16 protein-coding genes and 1 riboswitch are annotated in these 19,824 nt (G+C 71.4%); of the genes, 7 read left to right on the top strand and 9 right to left on the bottom strand.

Annotation, left to right across the window (positions count from 1 at the left end):
* Nucleotides 1-157: 157 nt before the first annotated feature.
* Nucleotides 158-439, top strand: a complete 282-nt coding sequence (locus F3L20_RS08195; RefSeq protein WP_006136411.1) for an HPr family phosphocarrier protein — start codon at nucleotides 158-160, stop codon at nucleotides 437-439.
* Nucleotides 440-600: 161 nt separating this feature from the next.
* Here F3L20_RS08195 and F3L20_RS08190 read toward each other — a convergent pair whose 3' ends face one another.
* From F3L20_RS08190 to F3L20_RS08175, 4 genes are all read right to left on the bottom strand, one after another.
* The gene (locus tag F3L20_RS08190) at nucleotides 601-1,305 is read right to left on the bottom strand and encodes a GntR family transcriptional regulator (RefSeq protein WP_145828576.1); all 705 of its coding nucleotides are present in this window, start codon (nucleotides 1,303-1,305) and stop codon (nucleotides 601-603) included.
* A 211-nt stretch (nucleotides 1,306-1,516) separates the two neighbouring features.
* Nucleotides 1,517-2,290, bottom strand: coding sequence for a M23 family metallopeptidase (locus F3L20_RS08185; RefSeq protein WP_150153434.1), 774 nt, complete (start codon nucleotides 2,288-2,290; stop codon nucleotides 1,517-1,519).
* A 12-nt stretch (nucleotides 2,291-2,302) separates the two neighbouring features.
* A riboswitch (cyclic di-AMP (ydaO/yuaA leader) is annotated at nucleotides 2,303-2,468 on the bottom strand.
* Between the two features lie 202 nt (nucleotides 2,469-2,670).
* Nucleotides 2,671-4,059 (bottom strand): M16 family metallopeptidase, encoded by a 1,389-nt coding sequence (locus F3L20_RS08180; RefSeq protein ID WP_150153432.1) that lies wholly within the window; start codon nucleotides 4,057-4,059, stop codon nucleotides 2,671-2,673.
* Nucleotides 4,056-5,441 (bottom strand): M16 family metallopeptidase, encoded by a 1,386-nt coding sequence (locus F3L20_RS08175; RefSeq protein ID WP_150157259.1) that lies wholly within the window; start codon nucleotides 5,439-5,441, stop codon nucleotides 4,056-4,058. Before F3L20_RS08175 ends, F3L20_RS08180 begins: the two co-directional genes overlap by 4 nt.
* Nucleotides 5,442-6,042: 601 nt before the next feature.
* On the opposite strand from F3L20_RS08175, the gene F3L20_RS08170 reads away from it, so the two are divergent.
* Nucleotides 6,043-8,496, top strand: a complete 2,454-nt coding sequence (locus F3L20_RS08170) for a DNA gyrase/topoisomerase IV subunit A (RefSeq protein ID WP_150153430.1) — start codon at nucleotides 6,043-6,045, stop codon at nucleotides 8,494-8,496.
* Here F3L20_RS08170 and F3L20_RS08165 read toward each other — a convergent pair.
* Nucleotides 8,493-9,545: a CobW family GTP-binding protein gene (locus F3L20_RS08165; RefSeq protein ID WP_150153428.1), complete on the bottom strand. Its 1,053-nt coding sequence runs from the start codon at nucleotides 9,543-9,545 to the stop codon at nucleotides 8,493-8,495. The two genes, F3L20_RS08170 and F3L20_RS08165, sit on opposite strands and share 4 nt — an antisense overlap.
* A 319-nt stretch (nucleotides 9,546-9,864) precedes the next feature.
* On the opposite strand from F3L20_RS08165, the gene F3L20_RS08160 reads away from it, so the two are divergent.
* Nucleotides 9,865-10,422: a DUF6082 family protein gene (locus F3L20_RS08160; protein ID WP_150153426.1), complete on the top strand. Its 558-nt coding sequence runs from the start codon at nucleotides 9,865-9,867 to the stop codon at nucleotides 10,420-10,422.
* A gap of 1 nt (nucleotide 10,423) precedes the next feature.
* On the opposite strand, the gene F3L20_RS08155 is transcribed toward F3L20_RS08160, so the two are convergent.
* Nucleotides 10,424-10,663, bottom strand: coding sequence for a hypothetical protein (locus F3L20_RS08155; RefSeq protein ID WP_150153424.1), 240 nt, complete (start codon nucleotides 10,661-10,663; stop codon nucleotides 10,424-10,426).
* Nucleotides 10,664-10,917: 254 nt separating this feature from the next.
* Here F3L20_RS08155 and F3L20_RS08150 point away from each other — a divergent pair, with 254 nt between their 5' ends.
* The 3 genes from F3L20_RS08150 to F3L20_RS08140 all read left to right on the top strand — a co-directional run bounded on the left by F3L20_RS08150 (nucleotide 10,918) and on the right by F3L20_RS08140 (nucleotide 14,289).
* Nucleotides 10,918-11,859: a sucrase ferredoxin gene (locus tag F3L20_RS08150; RefSeq protein WP_150153422.1), complete on the top strand. Its 942-nt coding sequence runs from the start codon at nucleotides 10,918-10,920 to the stop codon at nucleotides 11,857-11,859.
* A gap of 79 nt (nucleotides 11,860-11,938) precedes the next feature.
* Nucleotides 11,939-13,612: an ATP-binding protein gene (locus F3L20_RS08145; RefSeq protein ID WP_150153420.1), complete on the top strand. Its 1,674-nt coding sequence runs from the start codon at nucleotides 11,939-11,941 to the stop codon at nucleotides 13,610-13,612.
* Nucleotides 13,609-14,289, top strand: coding sequence for a DUF7342 family protein (locus F3L20_RS08140; protein WP_150153418.1), 681 nt, complete (start codon nucleotides 13,609-13,611; stop codon nucleotides 14,287-14,289). Before F3L20_RS08145 ends, F3L20_RS08140 begins: the two co-directional genes overlap by 4 nt.
* Nucleotides 14,290-14,380: 91 nt before the next feature.
* Here the strand turns inward: F3L20_RS08140 and F3L20_RS08135 are convergent, their stop codons facing one another.
* From F3L20_RS08135 to F3L20_RS08125, 3 genes are all read right to left on the bottom strand, one after another.
* Nucleotides 14,381-15,973: a solute symporter family protein gene (locus F3L20_RS08135; RefSeq protein ID WP_150153416.1), complete on the bottom strand. Its 1,593-nt coding sequence runs from the start codon at nucleotides 15,971-15,973 to the stop codon at nucleotides 14,381-14,383.
* Complete coding sequence (locus F3L20_RS08130; RefSeq protein ID WP_150153414.1) at nucleotides 15,970-16,437, bottom strand: DUF485 domain-containing protein; 468 nt, start codon at nucleotides 16,435-16,437, stop codon at nucleotides 15,970-15,972. Before F3L20_RS08130 ends, F3L20_RS08135 begins: the two co-directional genes overlap by 4 nt.
* A gap of 166 nt (nucleotides 16,438-16,603) precedes the next feature.
* Complete coding sequence (locus tag F3L20_RS08125; RefSeq protein ID WP_150153412.1) at nucleotides 16,604-18,727, bottom strand: DNA gyrase/topoisomerase IV subunit B; 2,124 nt, start codon at nucleotides 18,725-18,727, stop codon at nucleotides 16,604-16,606.
* Between the two features lie 439 nt (nucleotides 18,728-19,166).
* Here F3L20_RS08125 and F3L20_RS08120 point away from each other — a divergent pair, with 439 nt between their 5' ends.
* Nucleotides 19,167-19,394 (top strand): DUF7455 domain-containing protein, encoded by a 228-nt coding sequence (locus F3L20_RS08120; protein ID WP_024885632.1) that lies wholly within the window; start codon nucleotides 19,167-19,169, stop codon nucleotides 19,392-19,394.
* The last annotated feature ends 430 nt before the right edge of the window (nucleotides 19,395-19,824 follow it).

The following is a 19,824-nucleotide window of genomic DNA, read 5'->3' as shown; positions in this document are numbered from 1 at the left end:
CGCATCCGACGGCGGCGCGAGGCAGTCTGTGGTGGACGACCGCCGGGCCGAGGCCGCGGCCCGGGGGTCGCGGGGCCGTTCCGGACGCCGCTCCGGGCACGCGCCACGATATGGAAGACTGGTCTAGACAACCCTGAACTGCGAAGGGCAGCAACACATGGCTGAGCGCCGCGTCAACGTCGGCTGGGCCGAGGGTCTCCACGCCCGCCCCGCCTCCATCTTCGTCCGAGCCGCCACGGCCGCAGGCGTCCCGGTGACGATCGCCAAGGCCGGGGGTACCCCCGTGAACGCGGCCTCGATGCTGGCCGTCCTGGGCCTGGGCGCCCAGGGCGGTGAGGAGATCGTCCTCGCCTCCGACGCCGAGGGCGCGGACGCCGCCCTGGACCGTCTGGCGAAGCTGGTCGCCGAGGGGCTCGAGGAGCTTCCCGAGACCGTCTGAGCACGAATAGCCGCACAGACGGCCGCGGGGGAATTCTCCCCAGTCGTCCACACGGCACCGAAAGGCCCGTCCCGACCACCGGGCGGGCCTTTTGCATTTCTCTTTCCGGGCAGCAGAAAAAGCCCCCGCGAATTACCCGCTCTTTGTATACGGGGCTCGTGTTAATGGCGCAGGCTCGGCATGTTTACGGGATGTTGCGAGTTCCTCACACGCTCCGCGCGTACGGCGCGGTCGGCACCGGAGGCGAACCGCAGCCGGTGCCCGGCGCTCGCCTGCTCGGTGTGCAGCGCCGTGAGGGTCCGTGCCCGGTCGCCGTCGCCGCGGGCCACGGCGTCCACGATCGCGCCGTGCTCCGCCCAGTACGCGACCGGATCCGCCGGCCCTTCGACCGCGTACATCCACTCGATCTTGTGCCGCAGCTGGGTCAGCATCGAGGTCAGCGCGGGGCTCCCCGAGGCCTGGATGAGCGTCTCGTGGAACCAGCCGCCCAGCGAGCGCAGGTCGTCACTGTTGCCCTGACGTGCGCGTTCCTGCCCCAGCCTGACCAGGCCGCGCAGCACCTTGAGATGGGCGTCGGTGCGCCGCCGGGCCGCCCGGGAGGCACCGAGGGGCTCCAGGAGCTGGCGCATCTCCAGCAGGTCGGCGGCCTCCTGCTCGGTGGGTTCCGCGACGCACGCCCCCGCGTGCCGCCGGGTCACCACGAAGCCCTCGGCCTCCAGCGTGCGCAGCGCCTCGCGCACAGGGACGCGGGAGACCCCGTAGCGGCGGGCGAGCAGTTCCTCGGTCAGCCGGCCACCGCGCTCGTAGACACCGGCGACGATGTCGTCCCGGATCGCCGTGCACACCGAGTGCGCGGGAATACGCATGACCGACCTCCGCATTAATCCCCGTGAAACGTCGACGATTGACGTCCGTTCGTGACTCTATTGCAATCGGCGACAATTTCCGACGGCGGGCGGGAATCCATACATAATTTTTGGACAGAGGGCGCTCGGGCGGACGGGCCCCGAAACGGCGAAAGCCCCGGCTCACGAGGAGCCGGGGCCGGGAGGGCGGCCTGCGCGCCCAGGGCGTTCCCTAGATGTTCACGCCGTGCGACCGGAGGTAGGCGACCGGGTCCAGGTCGGAGCCGTACTCCTCGGACATGCGCGCCTCGAAGTGCAGGTGGGCGCCCGTGACGTTGCCGGTGGCGCCGGAGAGGCCGATCTGCTGGCCCGCGGTGACCTCCTGGCCCACCGACACGGCGAGGGAGGACAGGTGGGCGTACTGGGTGTAGGTGCCGTCGTGCATCTTGATCACGACCTGGTTCCCGTACGCGCCGCCCCAGCCGGCCTCGACGACGGTGCCGACGCCGACCGACTGGACGGGCGTACCGCTCGCGGCGTGGAAGTCGATCCCGGTGTGGCTGCCGGACGACCAGATGGCGCCGCCGCTCTGGTAGGCCGTCGAGACGTACGAGCCGGGGATCGGGGAGACGAAGGTGTTGAGACGCTTGCGCTCGGCCTCGCGCGCGGCGCGCTCCTTCTCCGCACGGGCCTTCTCGGCCTCCTCGGCCGCCCGCTCCCGGGCCGCCTCCTCCGCGGCCTTGCGCGCGGCGGCCTCGGCCGCCTCACGGGCCGCCTCGTGCTGGGCGGCCGCCTGCGCGTCGACGCGGTCGGCGACCACGCCGCCCAGGGTGACGACGGGAGTGAGGCCGGTCTGCGCCGCGGCGGGCTCGGCGGCGAGTGCGGGGGCCGCGAGCGAGCCGACGACGCCGGTGCCCGCGAGGGCCGCGACGCCCGCGGCGCGGGCGGTGCCGCGCTGGACGCGGCTGGGACGACGGTGCTTCCCGGTGGCGCGCGTGAACGCCATGTACAGGCTGTTCCTTTCCTTCCCTCTCGCCTACCGGGTTAGCTGACGGGTTCGGAGCAGGAAGGTCTCCTACGGACCCCCTCGCGACACGCGCGGGCGTCCGATTCACCCCAGGGACTACAGGTGGGTCCCCGGCTCCCCTGGCTCGCGCCGTACGGGGACTCGGCGATGACTGTCCGGTGCCGCGGATGCGGCGCACTGCCTGACGAACAGCCCGCATGAAACTAAGCGGGGCGTCTCGCAATCCTCAAACGAATCCCGGTTTTTGTAGCGCATCCCACACGGCAGACAGGCAACCTCCGCCCCAATTCGGGCATAAGGGAGCCCTGGTGACGTTCCCGCCACCAGGGCTCCTCGCGCCCGCGTGTCCCGGCCGGGCCCTACTCAGCCGTCACGACGGTGACTTCACCGATGCCCAGGGCCTCCACGGGCGCCTTGATCTGCGCGGCGTCACCGACGAGGACGGTCACCAGACGGTCCACCGGGAAGGCGTTCACCACCGCGGCCGTGGCCTCCACGGTGCCGGTCGCGGCCAACTGCCGGTACAGGTCGGCCTGGTAGTGGTCGGGCAGGTGCTGCTCGACCTGGTCGGCCAGGGTGCCGGCGACGGCCGCGGCCGTCTCGTACTTCAGCGGGGCGACCCCCACGAGGTTCTGCACGGCCACGTCGCGCTCCTCGTCGGTGAGGCCCTCGGCGGCCAGCGTGCGCAGGACGGTCCACAGATCGTCCAGCGCCGGGCCGGTGTTGGGGGTGTCGACGGAACCGCTGATGGCCAGCATCGACGCGCCCGTGCCGTCCGGGGCCGACCGGAGCACCTGGCCGAACGCCCGCACGCCGTAGGTGTATCCCTTCTCCTCGCGCAGGACGCGGTCCAGGCGGGAGGTCAGGGTGCCGCCGAGGCAGTACGTGCCGAGCACCTGCGCGGGCCACACACGGTCGTGCCGGTCCGGACCGATGCGGCCGATGAGCAGCTGCGTCTGGACGGCGCCGGGCCGGTCCACGATGACGACCCGGCCGGAGTCGTCGGCCACCACCGGCGGCACGGGCCGCGGCTCGGCCTGCGAGCCGGTCCAGGCACCCAGGGTGTCGGCGAGCAGCGCGTCCAGGTCGATGCCGGTGAGGTCGCCGACCACGACGACGGTGGCCGTGGCCGGGCGGACGTGCTTCTCGTAGAAGCCGCGCACGGCCGCGGAGTCGATGCGCTCGACGGTCTCCTCGGAGCCCTGGCGCGGGCGCGACATGCGCGCGCTCGCCGGGAACAGCTCCTTGGAGAGCTCCTTCGCGGCACGGCGGGACGGGTTCGCCAGCTCGTGCGGGATCTCGTCGAGGCGGTTGCGGACCAGCCGTTCGACCTCGCTGTCGGCGAACGCGGGCGCGCGCAACGCGTCGGCGACCAGCCCGAGGCCCTTGGCGAGCCGTGAGGCGGGTACCTCGAGGCTGAGACGGACGCCGGGGTGGTCGGCGTGCGCGTCCAGGGTGGCGCCGCAGCGCTCCAGCTCGGCGGCGAACTCCTCCGCGGTGTGCTTGTCGGTTCCCTCGGAGAAGGCCCGCGCCATGATCGTGGCGACGCCGTCGAGACCGTCCGGCTCGGCGTCCAGGGGCGCGTCGAGGATCACCTCGACGGCGACCACCTGCTGGCCGGGGCGGTGGCAGCGCAGCACGGTCAGGCCGTTGTCGAGCGTGCCGCGCTCGGGGGCCGGGAAGGCCCAGGGCTTGGCCTCGCCCGCCTGCGGCCGGGGGTGGAAGTCCATCGTGGCGAGCTCGGTCACTTCGCCGCCTCCTCGTTCTCGTCGGCGCCGGCGGCTGCGGCGGCTTCGTCGGTCTCGTCGGTGCCGTCCACGGCCTCCGGGGCGACGGGCTCGTAGACGAGCACCGCGCGGTTGTCGGGCCGCAGGCGGGCCTTGGCGACCTCCTGGACCTCCTCGGCCGTCACCTCCAGCACCCGGCTCACGGCCGTCAGGGCGAGCTGCGGGTCTCCGAACAGCACGGCGTAACGGCACAGTTCGTCGGCCCGGCCGGCGACCGTGCCGAGCCGGTCCAGCCACTCGCGCTCCAGCTGGGCCTGGGCGCGCTCCATCTCCTCCTCGGTGGGGCCCTCCTCGGCGAACCGGGCGAGCTCCTCGTCGATGGCGGACTCGATGACCGGCACCTCCACGTCACCGGACGTCTTGACGTCCAGCCAGCCGAGCGAGGGCGCACCGGCCAGCCGCAGCAGGCCGAAACCGGCCGCCACGGCCGTGCGGTCGCGCCGCACCAGCCGGTTGTAGATCCGGGAGGACTCGCCGCCGCCGAGGATGGTGAGTGCCACGTCGGCCGCGTCGCTCGCGCGCGTGCCGTCCTCCGGGAGCCGGTAGGCGGCCATCAGCGCCCGCGCGGGAACCTCCTCCTCGACGACCTCGCGCAGCTCCCCGCCCATGACGTCCGGCAGCGCGCCGTCACGCGGGGCGGGCTTGCCGTCGTGGGACGGGATGGAGCCGAAGTACTTCTCGATCCAGGCGAGCGTCTGCTCCGGGTCGATGTCACCGACCACCGACAGCACCGCGTTGTTCGGCGCGTAGTAGGTGCGGAAGAACTGGCGGGCGTCCTCCAGGGTCGCCGCGTCCAGGTCCGCCATCGACCCGATGGGCGTGTGGTGGTACGGGTGGCCCTCCGGGTAGGCGAGGGCGGTGAGCTTCTCGAAGGCCGTGCCGTAGGGGACGTTGTCGTACCGCTGACGGCGCTCGTTCTTCACGACGTCCCGCTGGTTCTCCATGGACTCCTCGTCCAGGGCGGTCAGCAGGGAGCCCATGCGGTCGGCCTCCAGCCAGAGGGCGAGCTCCAGCTGGTGGGCGGGCATGGTCTCGAAGTAGTTGGTGCGCTCGAAGCTGGTGGTGCCGTTCAGCGAGCCGCCGGCGCCCTGGACCAGTTCGAAGTGTCCGTTGCCCTTCACCTGGGCGGACCCCTGGAACATCAGGTGCTCGAAGAGGTGAGCCAGACCGGTGCGTCCCTTGACTTCGTGCCGTGAGCCGACGTCGTACCAGAGGCACACCGCGGCGACCGGGGTCAGGTGGTCCTCGGAGAGCACCACGCGCAGGCCGTTGGCCAGGCGGTGTTCGGTCGCTGTCAGGCCTCCGGAGCCTGCCTGGGCTGTGGCCGTGTGACCCATGGGCATGTACGTCCCTTCGATCGCGGAGGCGGTCGTCGTCGACACCGCCCGTTTCTGCCGGTCCTGCCACTGTATGCAAGCGCGCGGACGGTCGGCGGAGTTCCCGCCTCCGGCGGCTACGCCGAGAGCGAGAACCTGGTGGGACGGGGGGTACGGGGGTGCGCGGTGGGGCGCGACGGGGCACGGGCGGGTCCGCACTCTCCGTACACGGGCGTGCGCCGTGGGGCGTTGGGGCACCGGTGCTGACGGCAGGGCGAGGGGCGGCGCACGAAGATGCGGGACAGCAGCCCTCGGCGGGGGGGTGGGGGCGCGGCAGGGGGGCGCGCGAGGCGCGGGCACCGGCTCTCGGTGGGCTCGCGGGCGTCCCGCGCCGCTGCCCAAGGCGCGCGCCCGGTACGGGTGGTCGTGGTCCTGGGCGGCGGGCCGGCCGCCGCACGCGGCAACGCCCCCGCGGGACGTGCGCGGGCCGCGCGGCGTACCCTGCTCGCGCCGCCGCACCGCGTCGAACAGGGCTGCCGGACCCGGGTCCTGGTCCCGCCCTGTCAGTGCGAAGGTCCACAATGGTCCGCGTCAGATCCCGTCCACGCTCAGCAAGGAGCCGGCAGCGATGGCCCGCCGCAGCACGAAGACCCCGCCGCCCGACGACCCGTTCGAGGAGAAGATCCTCGACATCGACGTCGTCGACGAGATGCAGGGCTCCTTCCTCGAGTACGCGTACTCGGTCATCTACTCCCGCGCCCTGCCTGACGCGCGTGACGGTCTCAAGCCGGTGCACCGCCGCATCGTCTACCAGATGAACGAGATGGGTCTGCGCCCCGAGCGCGGCTACGTGAAGTGCGCCCGCGTCGTCGGCGAGGTCATGGGCAAGCTGCACCCGCACGGCGACGCCTCGATCTACGACGCCCTGGTCCGCATGGCCCAGTCGTTCTCGATGCGTGTGCCCCTGGTCGACGGCCACGGCAACTTCGGTTCCCTGGGCAACGACGACCCGCCGGCCGCCATGCGGTACACCGAGTGCCGGATGACCGAGGCCACGAGCCTCATGACCGAGTCGATCGACGAGGACACGGTCGACTTCGCGCCGAACTACGACGGCCAGGAGCAGGAGCCGGTGGCGCTGCCCGCCGCGTTCCCGAACCTCCTGGTCAACGGCGCCTCGGGCATCGCCGTCGGTATGGCCACCAACATGCCGCCGCACAACCTGCGCGAGGTCGTCGCCGCCGCGCGGCACCTGATCCGGTACCCGAACGCCGACCTCGACGCGCTGATGAAGCACGTCCCCGGCCCCGATCTGCCCACCGGCGGCCGCATCGTCGGCCTCTCCGGCATCCGGGACGCCTACGAGAGCGGCCGCGGCACGTTCAAGATCCGCGCCACGGTGACCGTGGAGGACGTGACGGCCCGCCGCAAGGGCCTGGTCGTCACCGAGCTGCCCTTCACGGTCGGCCCGGAGAAGGTGATCGCCAAGATCAAGGACCTGGTCGGGTCGAAGAAGCTTCAGGGCATCGCCGACGTCAAGGACCTGACCGACCGCGCGCACGGGCTGCGCCTGGTCATCGAGATCAAGAACGGTTTCGTGCCGGAGGCCGTGCTGGAGCAGCTGTACAAGCTGACGCCGATGGAGGAGTCCTTCGGCATCAACAACGTGGCGCTGGTCGACGGCCAGCCCCTCACCCTCGGCCTCAAGGAGCTGCTGGAGGTCTACCTCGACCACCGATTCGACGTGGTGCGCCGGCGTTCGGAGTTCCGCCGCGGCAAGAAGCGCGACCGGCTGCACCTGGTCGAGGGTCTGCTCACGGCCCTGGTCGACATCGACGAGGTCATCCGCCTCATCCGCTCCAGCGAGAACTCCGCGCAGGCGAAACAGCGGCTGATCGAGCGCTTCTCGCTGAGCGACGTCCAGACCCAGTACATCCTGGACACGCCGCTGCGCCGCCTCACCAAGTACGACCGGATCGAGCTGGAGGGCGAGAAGGACCGGCTGACCGCGGAGATCGAGGAGCTGACCCGGATCCTCGACTCGGACGCGGAGCTGCGCAAGCTGGTCTCGGCGGAACTGGCCTCCGTGGCCAAGAAGTTCGGCAACGACCGGCGCACTCTGCTGCTGGAGTCGGCCGGCGCCCCGGCCGCGGTGCCGCTGCAGGTGGCGGACGACCCGTGCCGCGTGCTGCTGTCGTCCACGGGGCTGCTGGCACGCACCGTCGACGACCGGCCGTTCGACGGCGCCTCCGCCGCCAAGCGGGTCAAGCACGACGTGATCGTCTCGGCGGTCCCGGCCACGGCACGCGGCGAGATCGGCGTGGTCACCTCGTCCGGCCGGCTGCTCCGGGTGAACGTGGTCGACCTGCCGACGCTCCCGGAGTCGATGCCGACACCCAGCCTGTCGGGCGGCGCGCCGCTGGCGGAATTCGTGTCCCTGGAGGACGACGAGCAGGTGGTGTGCCTGACCACGCTCGACGAGTCCTCGCCCGGACTGGCGATCGGCACCCAGCAGGGCGTGGTCAAGCGGGTGGTGCCCGACTATCCCTCCAACAAGGAGGAGCTCGAGGTCATCACCCTCAAGGACGGCGACCGGATCGTCGGCGCGGTCGAGCTGCGCACCGGCGAGGAGGACCTGGTCTTCATCACCGACGACGCCCAGCTGCTGCGCTACCAGGCGGCCCAGGTGCGCCCGCAGGGGCGGCCCGCGGGCGGTATGACGGGCATCAAGCTCGCCGACGGCGCGAAGGTCATCAGCTTCACGGCGGTCGATCCGGCGGTGGACGCGGTGGTGTTCACGGTGGCGGGATCGCGGGGCACGCTGGACGACTCGGTCCAGACGACGGCCAAGCTGACCCCGTTCGACCAGTACCCGCGCAAGGGCCGGGCCACCGGCGGTGTGCGCTGCCAGCGGTTCCTGAAGGGCGAGGACTGCCTGTCCCTGGCCTGGGCGGGCCCTGCACCGGCGCGCGCCGCGCAGAAGAACGGCACCGCGGTGGACCTCCCGGAGCCCGACCCGCGCCGGGACGGCTCGGGCGTGTCCCTGCCGAAGACGGTGTCCGTGGTGGCCGGTCCGGTCTAGGCCGCCGGGTCCTCCGCCTCCTGGACGTAGCGCAGGACGCCCCACATGCCGGCCTCGTCGGCGTGTGGGGCGCCCTCGCTCACACACCCTTCCAACTCCCCGCGCAGGGCACCGGTGTCGAGGCCGGTCCCGATCAGCACGAGCTGCGTCGCACGCCCGGCGCCGGCCGGCCACGGCTCCGGGTAGAAGCGCAGGAAACGGCCGACGGCGTGCACGGCGTACCGGTTGCGCGCGTCGTACGCCCCGAAGTCGACGTACCCCTTGATGCGGTACAGGCCTTGCGGTCTGCTGTCGAGGAACGCGATGAGCCGCCGCGGGTCGAGCGGGCGCTCCGACACGAAGGAGAGGCTGTCGTACCCGGCGTGCAGATGGGTGTGGTGGCCGTGCTCGCGGTCGTCGCGGTGGAGGTCGTCGAAGGACAGCTGCCCGACGCGCTCCTCGCTCGGCCGGCAGTCGAAGAGGAACTCGGGGTCGACCCGGGCGTGCGTGGCGGGCACCACGGCCGCGCGGTCGACCAGATCCCCGACCGCCTTCAGCACCGGTCCCGGGTCGTCCACCCGGTCGGTCTTGTTCACGACCACGAGGTCGGCGAGCGCCAGGTGCCGGTCGATGCCGGGGTGCGCGGACCGGGTCTCGTCGAACTCGGCGGCGTCCACCACCTCGACGAGACCGCCGTAGACGATGTCCGGCAGTTCGCTGGCGAGCACCATGCGGACGAGTTCCTGCGGCTCGGCGAGACCGCTGGCCTCGATGACGATGACGTCGATCCCGGCGGAGGGCCGGGCGAGCCGCTCGAGGTACTCGTCCAGTTCGCTCGCGTCGACGGCACAGCACAGGCAGCCGTTGCCGAGGGACACGGTGGAGTCGCCGAGTGCCCCGGCGACGGCCATCGCGTCGATCTCGACGGCCCCGAAGTCGTTCACGATCGCGCCGATACGGCTGCCGCCGCTGCGGTGGAGGAGGTGGTTGAGCAAGGTGGTCTTCCCCGAGCCGAGGAATCCGGCCAGGACGACCACCGGAATCTGCCGCCCGCTGCTCCGCTCCGACACACGACCCCTCTCACACCTGTGCGCACACCGGCTCGCTGACGGCGTGCGCACGGACGAACGACTGACGCTCCAGGATACGAGTACCCGCCGCGACCCCGAAGTGAACGATTGTTAGCAGCATTCGCGGGGCAGACGTTGGACAAGGCGCCGGATTGTGCGACCCTCGCTTCCCTCCGTGCGCCTCCTCTCCGCCTTCCCGCCGATCAGAGCCGCTCGGCACCCTGGAAGGCGGCTAGCGCCGCCCACCGCTCGCCGGTTCCCTACAGTCGACCCACCACCCGACGACCGGCGGACGGCGGCCTGATCGGGGGTTTTTGACATGGGCACAAAGAGCGTGGGGCTGCGGAGGTTCCACTCGGCCACCGCGGCCGGCCTGGGAATGGTCGCGGGCGCGATCGCCGCCGTAGCAGCACAGCGGAACGCGTTGGACGTGATCAACCGGCGTCTGGAGCAGTTGGAAGAGCGGGCGGGCAACCAGCAGCGGGCCAACCTGGCGATGCAGCAGCGCCAGCACTGGGAATTGCTGAGCAAGGCGATCGACGATCCGCAGCTCGCAGAGGTGCTGGACATCTACAAGGTCCCGGTCAACGCGCAGCAACGCCGTCAGTACCTGTTCGCCAATGCCCTGTACACCAATCTGCTGTGCTATCACCGCATGGGCAACATCACCCTCGACGAGTTCTACAAGAACGCCCGGGCCATATTCCAGAACCCGATCGTGAGGGACTACTGGGAGGCCACGCGAGACGACCGCGCAAGCCTGAAGGGCACAGAGGAGGCGGAACTCGGCGAACTGATCGACGACTTGCTGCTGCAGTTGGACGAGGCGGACACCGACGAGTGGTGGGTGGTGGGAGAACCACCCACCGAGAGGTGACCTACGCGTCCGGAATATCCGCCTTAGCCTTGATCAGGGTTTCCCTGGTGACCACGACGATGCGCTCGTAGTCGGCGCGAGCGGCGTCCGCGGGCAGTTGAGAGTCCAGCGAATCAGTGACATCCGTTCCGATGACGGCAAAGTTCCCATCTGCCAACTCGAAGAGGTCGGGGCACGTCCCCCCACTGACACTGCCTCGGAGATGCGGAGCGACACCGAGACGGCGAACGATCTGACTCACTGATTTCCTCTGTTCTCTGGGCACGAGCACCAGCGCCCGATGCCGCGCGACGCGCGAGCGTATTTTGGCAGGTTCGCCCTGCACTGAAAAACCGACGCACGTGCATAACCCGTAAGGGTGATAAGTGTGCGAAGAATCGATACTCGGCCACATTCTCGGCATACGTCGCTGTTACCAGCGTCCGGGACGAGCGGCGCTGGAGGCGCGGTGGGCCGACAAGGCGCCGGAGGCGAAGTCAGGTTAGGCTCACCTGTGTGAGTAGCACGTGCTCAACCGTCTCCCGCGAGCTCGACGAGCCCGTCGCGGGAACCGCGGCCACCGCGACGACCTGGCTGCTGCTGGAGCAGCCCGGCCCATGGGGTGCCAAGGCGCTCACGTCGAGCCACCTGGACCCCGCGCTGGGCCGCGCCCTGGAGGCCGCCGCGAAGGGCACGGGCGTACGCATCGCCCTCATCAGGCGCCCCGGGCGCCACGCGGACAGCCGTATGCCCGCCTCACGCCACGTGTACGTGGCCCACACCGTGCCGGGCAACGTCTGGTTCCACGAGGCCACCACCGCCGACCCCGCCCGCCTGCGCGACCTCGACTTCCCGGCCCTCGGCCGCGGCGACGCCGCCAGCTTCGGCTCGGTGCTCGGCGGAGTCCCCCACCAGGGCGACCCTCTCGCCCTCGTCTGCACCAACGGCAAGCGCGACCGCTGCTGCGCCCTGCTCGGCAGGCCCCTGGCCGCCGAGCTGGCCTCATCCGGTGTCGAGGGCGTCTGGGAGGTCACCCACCTGGGCGGTCACCGCTTCTCCCCCACCGTGCTCGTGCTGCCCTACGGCTACGCGTACGGCAGGGCGGAGGCGCACGCCGTCAAGGAGGTGCTGCACGGCGCCCGCGAGGGCCGGATCGTCACCGGGGGATGCCGGGGCGCTTCCGCGTGGGAGCGGCCCGGTCAGGCGGCCGAGCTGGCCGTGCGGCGTGCCGTGCGTGAGGACGCCGCGCAGGTGCTGAGCGTCGTGCGCACCGAGGGCGCCGCGCCGCGCTGGGAGGTGACCGTCGCCCACGCGGACGGGCGGCGCTGGCGGGTGGAGGTCGCCCAGGGGGCGTCCCTTCCGCCCCGGCCGGAGAGCTGCGGCTCGGTGCTCGGCTCACCCGCGCGGATGGACGTCGTGGCCGTCCGCGAGCTGACCACGGCGGCCCTGGTGAGCTGACCGCCCCGGCCGGGCAAGCCCCGGGAGAAGCTGGTCACACCCCTACGGCACCCCCGGCTCCCCCACGTACCGTCGGGGCATGACCCCCACAGCCTCCGCTCGCCGTCTGCGCCTCGGCCTGCCGCGGCGGGTGTTCTCCCAGGTCCTGCTGATGCAGGTGGCGATCGCCGCGGGAGTCGCGGTGCTGGCGACCGGCCTGTTCCTCGCACCGCTCGGCGAGCAGCTGGACGACCAGGCGATGCGCCGCGCCCTCGCGATCGCGCAGACCACCGCCCAGCAGCCCGGTATCGCCGAGGACCTGCGCGCCACGGAGCCGACGCCCGACGGTCCGGTGCAACGGGAGGCGGAGCGGATCCGGCGGGCCACGGGCGCGGAGTACGTCGTGGTCCTCGACCGACGGGGCGTGCGCTGGTCGCACACCGACCCGGAGCGGATCGGCGGTCCGGTGTCGACCGACCCCAGCGAGGCGCTGGCCGGCCGCGAGGTCATGGAGATCGACGAGGGCACCCTCGGACGCTCCGCACGCGGCAAGGTCCCGCTGAGGGACGCGGACGGCGAGGTCGTCGGCGCGGTCTCGGTCGGCATCGCCTATGACAGCGTCCGGGCGCGGCTGGTCCACGCGATCCCGGGCCTGCTCGCGTACGCGGGCGGAGCTCTGGCGGTGGGTGCGTTCGCGGCCTGGCTGATCTCCCGGCGGGTCCAGCGGCAGACGCGTGACCTGGCCTTCTCCGACATCGCCGCGCTGCTCGCGGAGCGCGAGGCGATGCTGCACGGCATCCGGGAGGGGGTCGTGGCACTGGACCGCGCCGGGCGCGTCCGTCTGCTCAACGACGAGGCGCAGCGGCTGCTCGGCATCGGCGAGGAGGCCGTCGGCAGCTCGCCCGACGAGGCGCTGGGCCGGGGCCGTACCGCCGACGTGTTGGCCGGGCGGGTGGGCGGCACCGATCTGCTCACCGTCCGCGGGCACCGCGTGCTGGTCGCGAACCGTATGCCGACCGACGACGGCGGCGCCGTGGCGACCCTGCGCGACCGGACCGAGCTGGACCAGCTGAGCCGCGAGCTCGACTCCACGCGCGGGCTGATCGACGCGCTGCGCGCCCAGGACCACGAGCACGCGAACCGCATGCACACCCTGTTGGGGCTGCTGGAGCTGGAGATGTACGACGACGCGGTGGAGTTCGTCGGCGAGGTGGTGGGTGAGCACCGGGCCACGTCGGAGCAGGTCACCGAGAAGATCCGGGACCCGCTGCTGGCGGCGCTGCTGGTGGGCAAGGCGACGGTGGCGGCCGAGCGTGGCGCGGCGCTGCGGTTGTCGGACCGGACCAGCCTGCCGGACCGCCTGGTCGACCCGCGTGGTCTGGTGACCGTCGTCGGGAATCTGGTGGACAACGCGCTGGACGCCGTCGCGGGCACCCCGGACGCGCGCGTGGAGGTCGAGTTGCGTGCCGAGGACCGTACGGCGGTGCTCGTGGTGCGGGACACCGGCCCCGGGATCCCGCCCGAGCGGCGTGAGCTGATCTTCACCGAGGGCTGGTCCACCAAGGAGCCGCCCGGCCACCGCGAGCGGGGCATCGGTCTGCCGCTGGTGCGCCGGCTCGCCCACCGGCACGGAGGCAGCGCGCGCGTGGACGAGGCCCCGGGCGGGGGCGCGGAATTCACCGTCGTACTGCCCGAGGCGCTGGCGGAGCCGGACGCGCGGGCGGCCCTCACCGCCGCCCCGGCCCGGCCCGTCGGCCCGGAGGAGGCGCGATGATCGAGGTGCTCGTCGTGGACGACGACGTGCGGGTGGCGCGGGTCAACGCGGCGTACGTCGACAAGGTGCCCGGCTTCCGTGCCGTGACCCCGGCGCACAGCGCGGCCGAGGCGCTCGACCGGGTGGAGACGCTTCCGCGGGTGGACCTCGTCCTGATGGACCACTACCTGCCCGACGAGACGGGTCTGGAGGTGGTCCGGGAGATGCGGCGGCGCGGCCACCAGGCGGACGTGATCATGGTGACGGCGGCCCGGGACGTGTCGACGGTGCAGGCGGCGATGCGGCACGGCGCGCTGCAGTACCTGGTCAAGCCGTTCGCCTTCGCCGGGCTGCGCGGCAAGCTGGAGGCGTACGCGCGGCTGCGCCGCACCCTGGACGGCGGCGGCGAGGCGGAACAGGCCGAGGTGGACCGCATCTTCGGCGCCCTGTCGCAGTCGACCGAGCCGCAGCTCCCCAAGGGCCACTCCCCCACCACGGCGGAACTCGTACGGCAGGCGCTGATGGCCGCCGAGGGCCCGCTGTCCGCCCAGGAGATCGCCGAACGCACGGGAGTGAGCCGGCAGACCGCCCAGCGCTATCTGAAGCTCCTGGAGCGCACGGGACGGGCCACACTGACCTTGCGCTACGGCGACGCGGGCCGCCCGGAACACCGTTACGTGTGGGCGACCCGCGCCTGAGGGCACGGCTCGTGGGGGCGGGAGAAGGGAACCGTGCCCTCAACCCATACGGACGTGGGCGCCGTATGTCTCCGAGCCTCCGGAGTTCCTCCTACGCCGCGCCCGCGCCCGTCAGCGAGCGCACCTCGGTCTCCGCGTGCCGGGCCTCGTCGGGCACCTCGGGGGAGGTGACCGTGCCGAGCCAGCCCGCGAGGAAGCCCAGCGGGATGGAGACCAGCCCAGGGTTCTGCAGCGGGAAGAGCTGGAAGTCGGCCTCGGGGAACAGGGAGTCGGGGCTGCCGGACACCACCGGAGACAGCAGCACCAGTACCACCGCCGGGATCAGGCCGCCGTAGACGGACCACACGGCGCCACGGGTGGTGAAGCCGCGCCAGAACAGCGAGTAGAGCAGCACGGGCAGGTTCGCGGAGGCCGCCACGGCGAAGGCGAGGCCCACCAGGAACGCGACGTTGAGGTCGCGGGCGAGCAGGCCGAGGGCGATCGCGACCACGCCGATGCCGACGGCGGCGACGCGCGCGACGGCGACTTCGCTGCGCGGCTTGCCGCCCGGGCGGCGCAGCGAGGCGTACAGGTCGTGGGCCACGGAGGCCGAGGAGGCGAGGGTGATTCCGGCGACCACGGCGAGGATCGTGGCGAAGGCGACCGCGGCTACGACCGCGAAGAGCACCGTGCCGCCCGTGGTGCCGGCGCCGCCGCCGAGGTCGAGCGCGAGCAGCGGGACCGCCGTGTTCCCCGACGCGTGCGAGGCGCGCACGGCGTCCGGGCCGATGAGCGCGGCGGCACCGAAACCGAGCACGATCGTCATCAGGTAGAAGCCGCCGATGAGCCCGATCGCCCAGACCACCGAGCGCCGGGCGGCCCGCGCGGTGGGGACGGTGTAGAAACGGGACAGGATGTGCGGCAGGCCCGCCGTACCCAGGACCAGCGCGAGTCCCAGGCTGATGAAGTCGAAACGGGCGGTCCAGTCGCCGCCGTAGGCGAGACCGGGGGCGAGGAACGCGTCGCCGTGGCCGCTGCGTTCGGCGGCGGTGTGCAGCAGGCGGTTGACGTCGCCGTGGAAGCGCAGCAGGACGAGGACGGTCAGGGTGATGGTGCCGCCGAGCAGCAGGACCGCCTTGACGATCTGGATCCAGGTGGTGGCGCGCATGCCGCCGAGCGACACGTAGATCACCATGAGCGCGCCGACGCCGACGACGGTCCAGGCCTGTACGGCCTCGCCGGTGCCGCCGAGCAGCAGCGCGACGAGGCTGCCCGCGCCGACCATCTGCGCCACCAGGTAGAGCACCGAGACGGTGACGGAGGAGGTGCCGGCGGCGATGCGCACCGGCCGCTCCCGCATGCGGGCGGCGACCACGTCGGCGAGGGTGAACCGTCCGCAGTTGCGGACCAGTTCGGCGACCAGGAAGAGGACGACGAGCCAGGCCACGAGGAAGCCGACGGAGTAGAGCATCCCGTCGTAGCCGACGAGGGCGATGAGTCCGGAGATGCCGAGGAAGGAGGCGGCGGACATGTAGTCCCCTGCGATGGCAAAACCATTTTCCAGGGGCGAGAAGAGGCGGCCGCCCGCGTAGAACTCCTCGGCGGAGCCCTGCCGGTGGCGGCTCACCCAGGTGGTGATGCCGAGGGTGACGGCGACGAACGCGCTGAACAGCAGCAATGCGGTGGTCTGGTGGTCGGTGGTCACGCCGCACCGCCTCTGCCGCGCGCCAACTCCTGGGTGTCCCAGCGCAGTTCGAGCGCGGCGCGGTCACGCCGCAGCCGGGCGTGGCGCACGTAGGCCCAGGTGAGCAGGAAGGTGGTGAGGAACTGGCCGAGTCCCGCGAGCATGCCCACGTTCACCGCGCCGGCGACGGGGCGCGCCATCAGCCCGGGCGCGGTGGTGGCGGTGACGACGTACGCGACGTACCAGACGAGGAAGGCGAGGGCCCCGGGGACCACGAAGCGCCGGTAGCGGCTGCGTACTTCCTGGAAGGCCGCGCTGCGCTGTACCTCGAGGTAGACGTCGGCCGCCGGCACGGCGTCCCGCCCGGGCCGCCGCGGTGGTGCTTCCGCCGCTCCCGTCGCCTCGGCCGACTCGCCCCAGCCCGAGGCCAGGGCGTCGTACCAGGGATCGTCGTAGGTCACGTCCCCCGCATTGCTTCGCTGCATGCCCAAGGATGGACAGAACGGGAAGTTCCCTGACTCTTCTTCCCGTTCCTGTTCACTCCATCAGGTGACTGGAGGGTGCAGGCACCTGCGGAAGCGGCCAGGACGACGGCGCCGTCCCCGAGGGGGACGGCGCCGTCGTCCTGGATCTTTTCGCCAGGCGTCCGGCCTAGGCGTCGATGCGGGAGCGGTCGAGCGTGGCCGCGGAGCTGGAGATGAACTCCTTGCGCGGGGCGACGTCGTTGCCCATGAGGAGGTCGAAGACCTGCTCGGCGGCCTCCAGATCGGTGAGGTTGATCCGGCGCAGGGTGCGGTGGCGCGGGTCCATGGTGGTCTCGGCCAGCTGGTCGGCGTCCATCTCGCCCAGGCCCTTGTAGCGCTGGATCGAGTCCTTGTAGCGGACGCCCTTGCTCTGGAACTCCATGAGCTTGTCGCGCAGCTCCCGGTCCGAGTACGTGTAGACGTACTTGTCCTGGCCCTTCTTCGGCTGGACGATCTCGATCCGGTGCAGCGGCGGCACGGCGGCGAAGACCCGGCCGGCCTCGACCATGGGCCGCATGTAGCGGTGGAAGAGGGTCAGGAGCAGGGTGCGGATGTGGGAGCCGTCCACATCGGCGTCGGTCATCATGATGATCTTGCCGTAGCGCGCCGCGTCGATGTCGAAGGTCCGGCCGGACCCGGCTCCTATGACCTGGATGATCGCCCCGCACTCGGCGTTCTTCAGCATGTCCGTGACGGACGACTTCTGTACATTGAGGATCTTGCCGCGGATCGGCAGCAGCGCCTGGAACTCGGAGTTCCGGGCGAGCTTGGCGGTGCCGAGCGCGGAGTCACCCTCGACGATGAACAGCTCGCTGCGGTCGACGTCGTCGCTGCGGCAGTCGGCGAGCTTGGCGGGCAGCGTGGAGGACTCCAGGGCCGTCTTGCGGCGCTGTGCGTCCTTGTGCTGGCGGGCCGCGATGCGGGTGCGGGCCGCGGCGACGACCTTCTCCATGACCGTACGGGCCTGCTGTGCGCCGTCCCGCTTGGTCGAGGTCAGGAACGCCTTGAGCTCCTTGGAGATCACGTTGTTCACGATGCGGCGGGCCGCCGAGGTGCCGAGCACCTCCTTGGTCTGCCCCTCGAACTGAGGTTCGGCCAGACGGACGGTGACCACCGCGGTGAGGCCCTCGAGGGCGTCGTCCTTGACGATGTCGTCCTCGGCCACGCGCAGCATCTTCTTGGCCCGCAGCACCTCGTTCATCGTCTTGGCGACGGCCTGCTCGAAGCCCGCGACGTGGGTGCCGCCCTTGGGGGTGGCGATGATGTTGACGAACGAGCGCAGGGTCGTCTCGTAGCCGGTCCCCCAGCGCATCGCGACGTCGACGCCGAGTTCGCGGGTGACCTCGGTGGGCGTCATCTGGCCGTGCTCGTCCAGGACCGGGACCGTCTCCTTGAAGGAGCCCTGTCCGGTGAAGCGGAGGGTGTCGCAGACCGGCCGGTCCGAGGCCAGGAACTCACAGAACTCACTGATCCCGCCGTCGAAGCGGAAGGATTCCTCACCCTTGCTGCCGCCCTCGCCGAGCCCGTACTCGTCCCGGACCACGATGGTCAGGCCGGGCACCAGGAAGGCGGTCTGCCGGGCACGCTGGTGCAGGGTGTCCAGGGCGAGCTTGGCGTCCTTGAGGAAGATCTGGCGGTCGGCCCAGTAACGCACCCGGGTGCCGCTGCGGGTCTTGGGGATCTTCTTGGCCTTGCGCAGCCCGCTCTTGGCCTCGAACTTGGCGTCCGGGCCCTGGCCGGTGAAGGCGCCGGGGACACCGCGCCGGAAGCTGATCGCATGGGTGTGCCCCCCGCGGTCCACCTCCACGTCGAGCCGCGCGGAGAGCGCGTTGACCACGGACGCGCCGACGCCGTGCAGACCGCCGGAGGCCGCGTAGGAGCCGCCGCCGAACTTGCCGCCGGCATGCAGCTTGGTCATGACGACCTCGACGCCCGAGAGGCCGGTCTTCGGTTCGACGTCGACCGGGATGCCCCGGCCGTTGTCCCGGACCTCGACCGAGCCGTCGTCGTGGAGCACGACGTCGATGTGGTCGCAGTAGCCGCCGAGAGCCTCGTCGACGGAGTTGTCGATGATCTCCCAGAGGCAGTGCATCAGGCCACGGCTGTCGGTGGACCCGATGTACATACCGGGGCGCTTCCGCACGGCCTCGAGCCCCTCGAGGACGAGCAGGTGCCGCGCGGTGTAGTTGGAACCGTCCCGGTCTGCTCCTGCCAGCAGCGCTGTGGACGGCACGGACGTCTCGGCGGTCACGCGGTTCGCTCCTCGCTGAATTTCAGATGGGGCCCTGGTGGGTAAGGGCGCGGCTTGGTTCACCGGTGAGAGGGTACCGAGCCCTGGTAGAGCCGTTGTAACGCCACCCTCGTCCCCGACCCACCCTAGTCGAGAGTCGTATGGGTGTTCGATCCCTCGGAGGAGTGAAGCACACATCACGTTCCCTTCGAGGCATGAACCATTTAGGCTCCGGGCACGTCCTCATGACAACCGGCAAGCCAGCCGGGAGGGCCGACCACCGATACGAACGCGAATCCGTACGACACAGAGACACGCACTACGGCACATTCGCCGCCAACCGGCAGCAGCCGGCCGCCCCGGAAACTTTTTTCGAGGAAAAGCCTCGAGCGGGAACGTTTTGGGGCTGGTTGGATGTTGACCCTGGTACGACAGCTCGTCGAGCTAGAGAAGAGGCGACGTGACTACTGTTCTGACCCCCGCGAGCCCCCTGACGGCCGCCGATCGCTGCGACCGCTGCGGCGCCCAGGCTTACCTGCGCGTCGTCCTGCTGAGCGGCGGAGAACTGCTCTTCTGCGCCCACCACGGTCGCAAGTTCGAGCCGGAACTCAAGAAGATCGCCGCTGAGATACAGGACGAGTCGGAGCGGCTGACCGCTCCGAAGGCAGCTCCCGAAGAGGAGCGCTGAGACTTCGCGTCCACACACGACGAGCAGCCAGACCGGCACAGGCCGGCGAGCGGGCGGCGTCCTCCCCAGTGGAGGACGCCGCCCGTCTTGCGTTCCCGGCCCTGTGCGGGGCGGTGCGGGTGGCGGTCGGCGTCTTGGACGCGGCTTGGCGTCGTAGGGCGTCCTGAAGACCCGGGGCGCGACCAGAGCGCCCACGCCTCCGTCCCGACGTGCGGGAAGGGGCCGCAGCGCGCTGTGCGCCTGAGCAGCGCCCTGGGGGCGCGGGCGTGGTTCGCGTTCGATGTATCCGCGGCATGTGACGCCCTACGGAGACGCGCGGGGCCCGGGCTCCCGCTTCGGGGCACACCGGCGTGGCTCATCGTGGCCATGCCTCACGGAACGCGACCAGCGCACGTGAGCAAGTACCGGGTACCTACAGGGCTCCCCACAC

Source organism: Streptomyces tendae (genome assembly GCF_008632955.1).
In the GTDB taxonomy this organism is placed as follows: domain Bacteria; phylum Actinomycetota; class Actinomycetes; order Streptomycetales; family Streptomycetaceae; genus Streptomyces.
Note: the sequence above shows the minus strand (reverse complement) of the source record. Positions and strands in the feature narration are given on the sequence as shown.

What these genes read in the sequence shown, in the direction of transcription:
- F3L20_RS08195 (WP_006136411.1), top strand. Translation starts at nt 158, where the DNA reads ATGGCTGAGCGCCGCGTCAACGTCGGCTGGGCCGAGGGTCTCCACGCC.
- F3L20_RS08190 (WP_145828576.1), bottom strand. Translation starts at nt 1,305, where the DNA reads ATGCGTATTCCCGCGCACTCGGTGTGCACGGCGATCCGGGACGACATC.
- F3L20_RS08185 (WP_150153434.1), bottom strand. Translation starts at nt 2,290, where the DNA reads ATGGCGTTCACGCGCGCCACCGGGAAGCACCGTCGTCCCAGCCGCGTC.
- F3L20_RS08175 (WP_150157259.1), bottom strand. Translation starts at nt 5,441, where the DNA reads ATGCCCATGGGTCACACGGCCACAGCCCAGGCAGGCTCCGGAGGCCTG.
- F3L20_RS08170 (WP_150153430.1), top strand. Translation starts at nt 6,043, where the DNA reads ATGGCCCGCCGCAGCACGAAGACCCCGCCGCCCGACGACCCGTTCGAG.
- F3L20_RS08160 (WP_150153426.1), top strand. Translation starts at nt 9,865, where the DNA reads ATGGGCACAAAGAGCGTGGGGCTGCGGAGGTTCCACTCGGCCACCGCG.
- F3L20_RS08145 (WP_150153420.1), top strand. Translation starts at nt 11,939, where the DNA reads ATGACCCCCACAGCCTCCGCTCGCCGTCTGCGCCTCGGCCTGCCGCGG.
- F3L20_RS08140 (WP_150153418.1), top strand. Translation starts at nt 13,609, where the DNA reads ATGATCGAGGTGCTCGTCGTGGACGACGACGTGCGGGTGGCGCGGGTC.
- F3L20_RS08130 (WP_150153414.1), bottom strand. Translation starts at nt 16,437, where the DNA reads ATGCAGCGAAGCAATGCGGGGGACGTGACCTACGACGATCCCTGGTAC.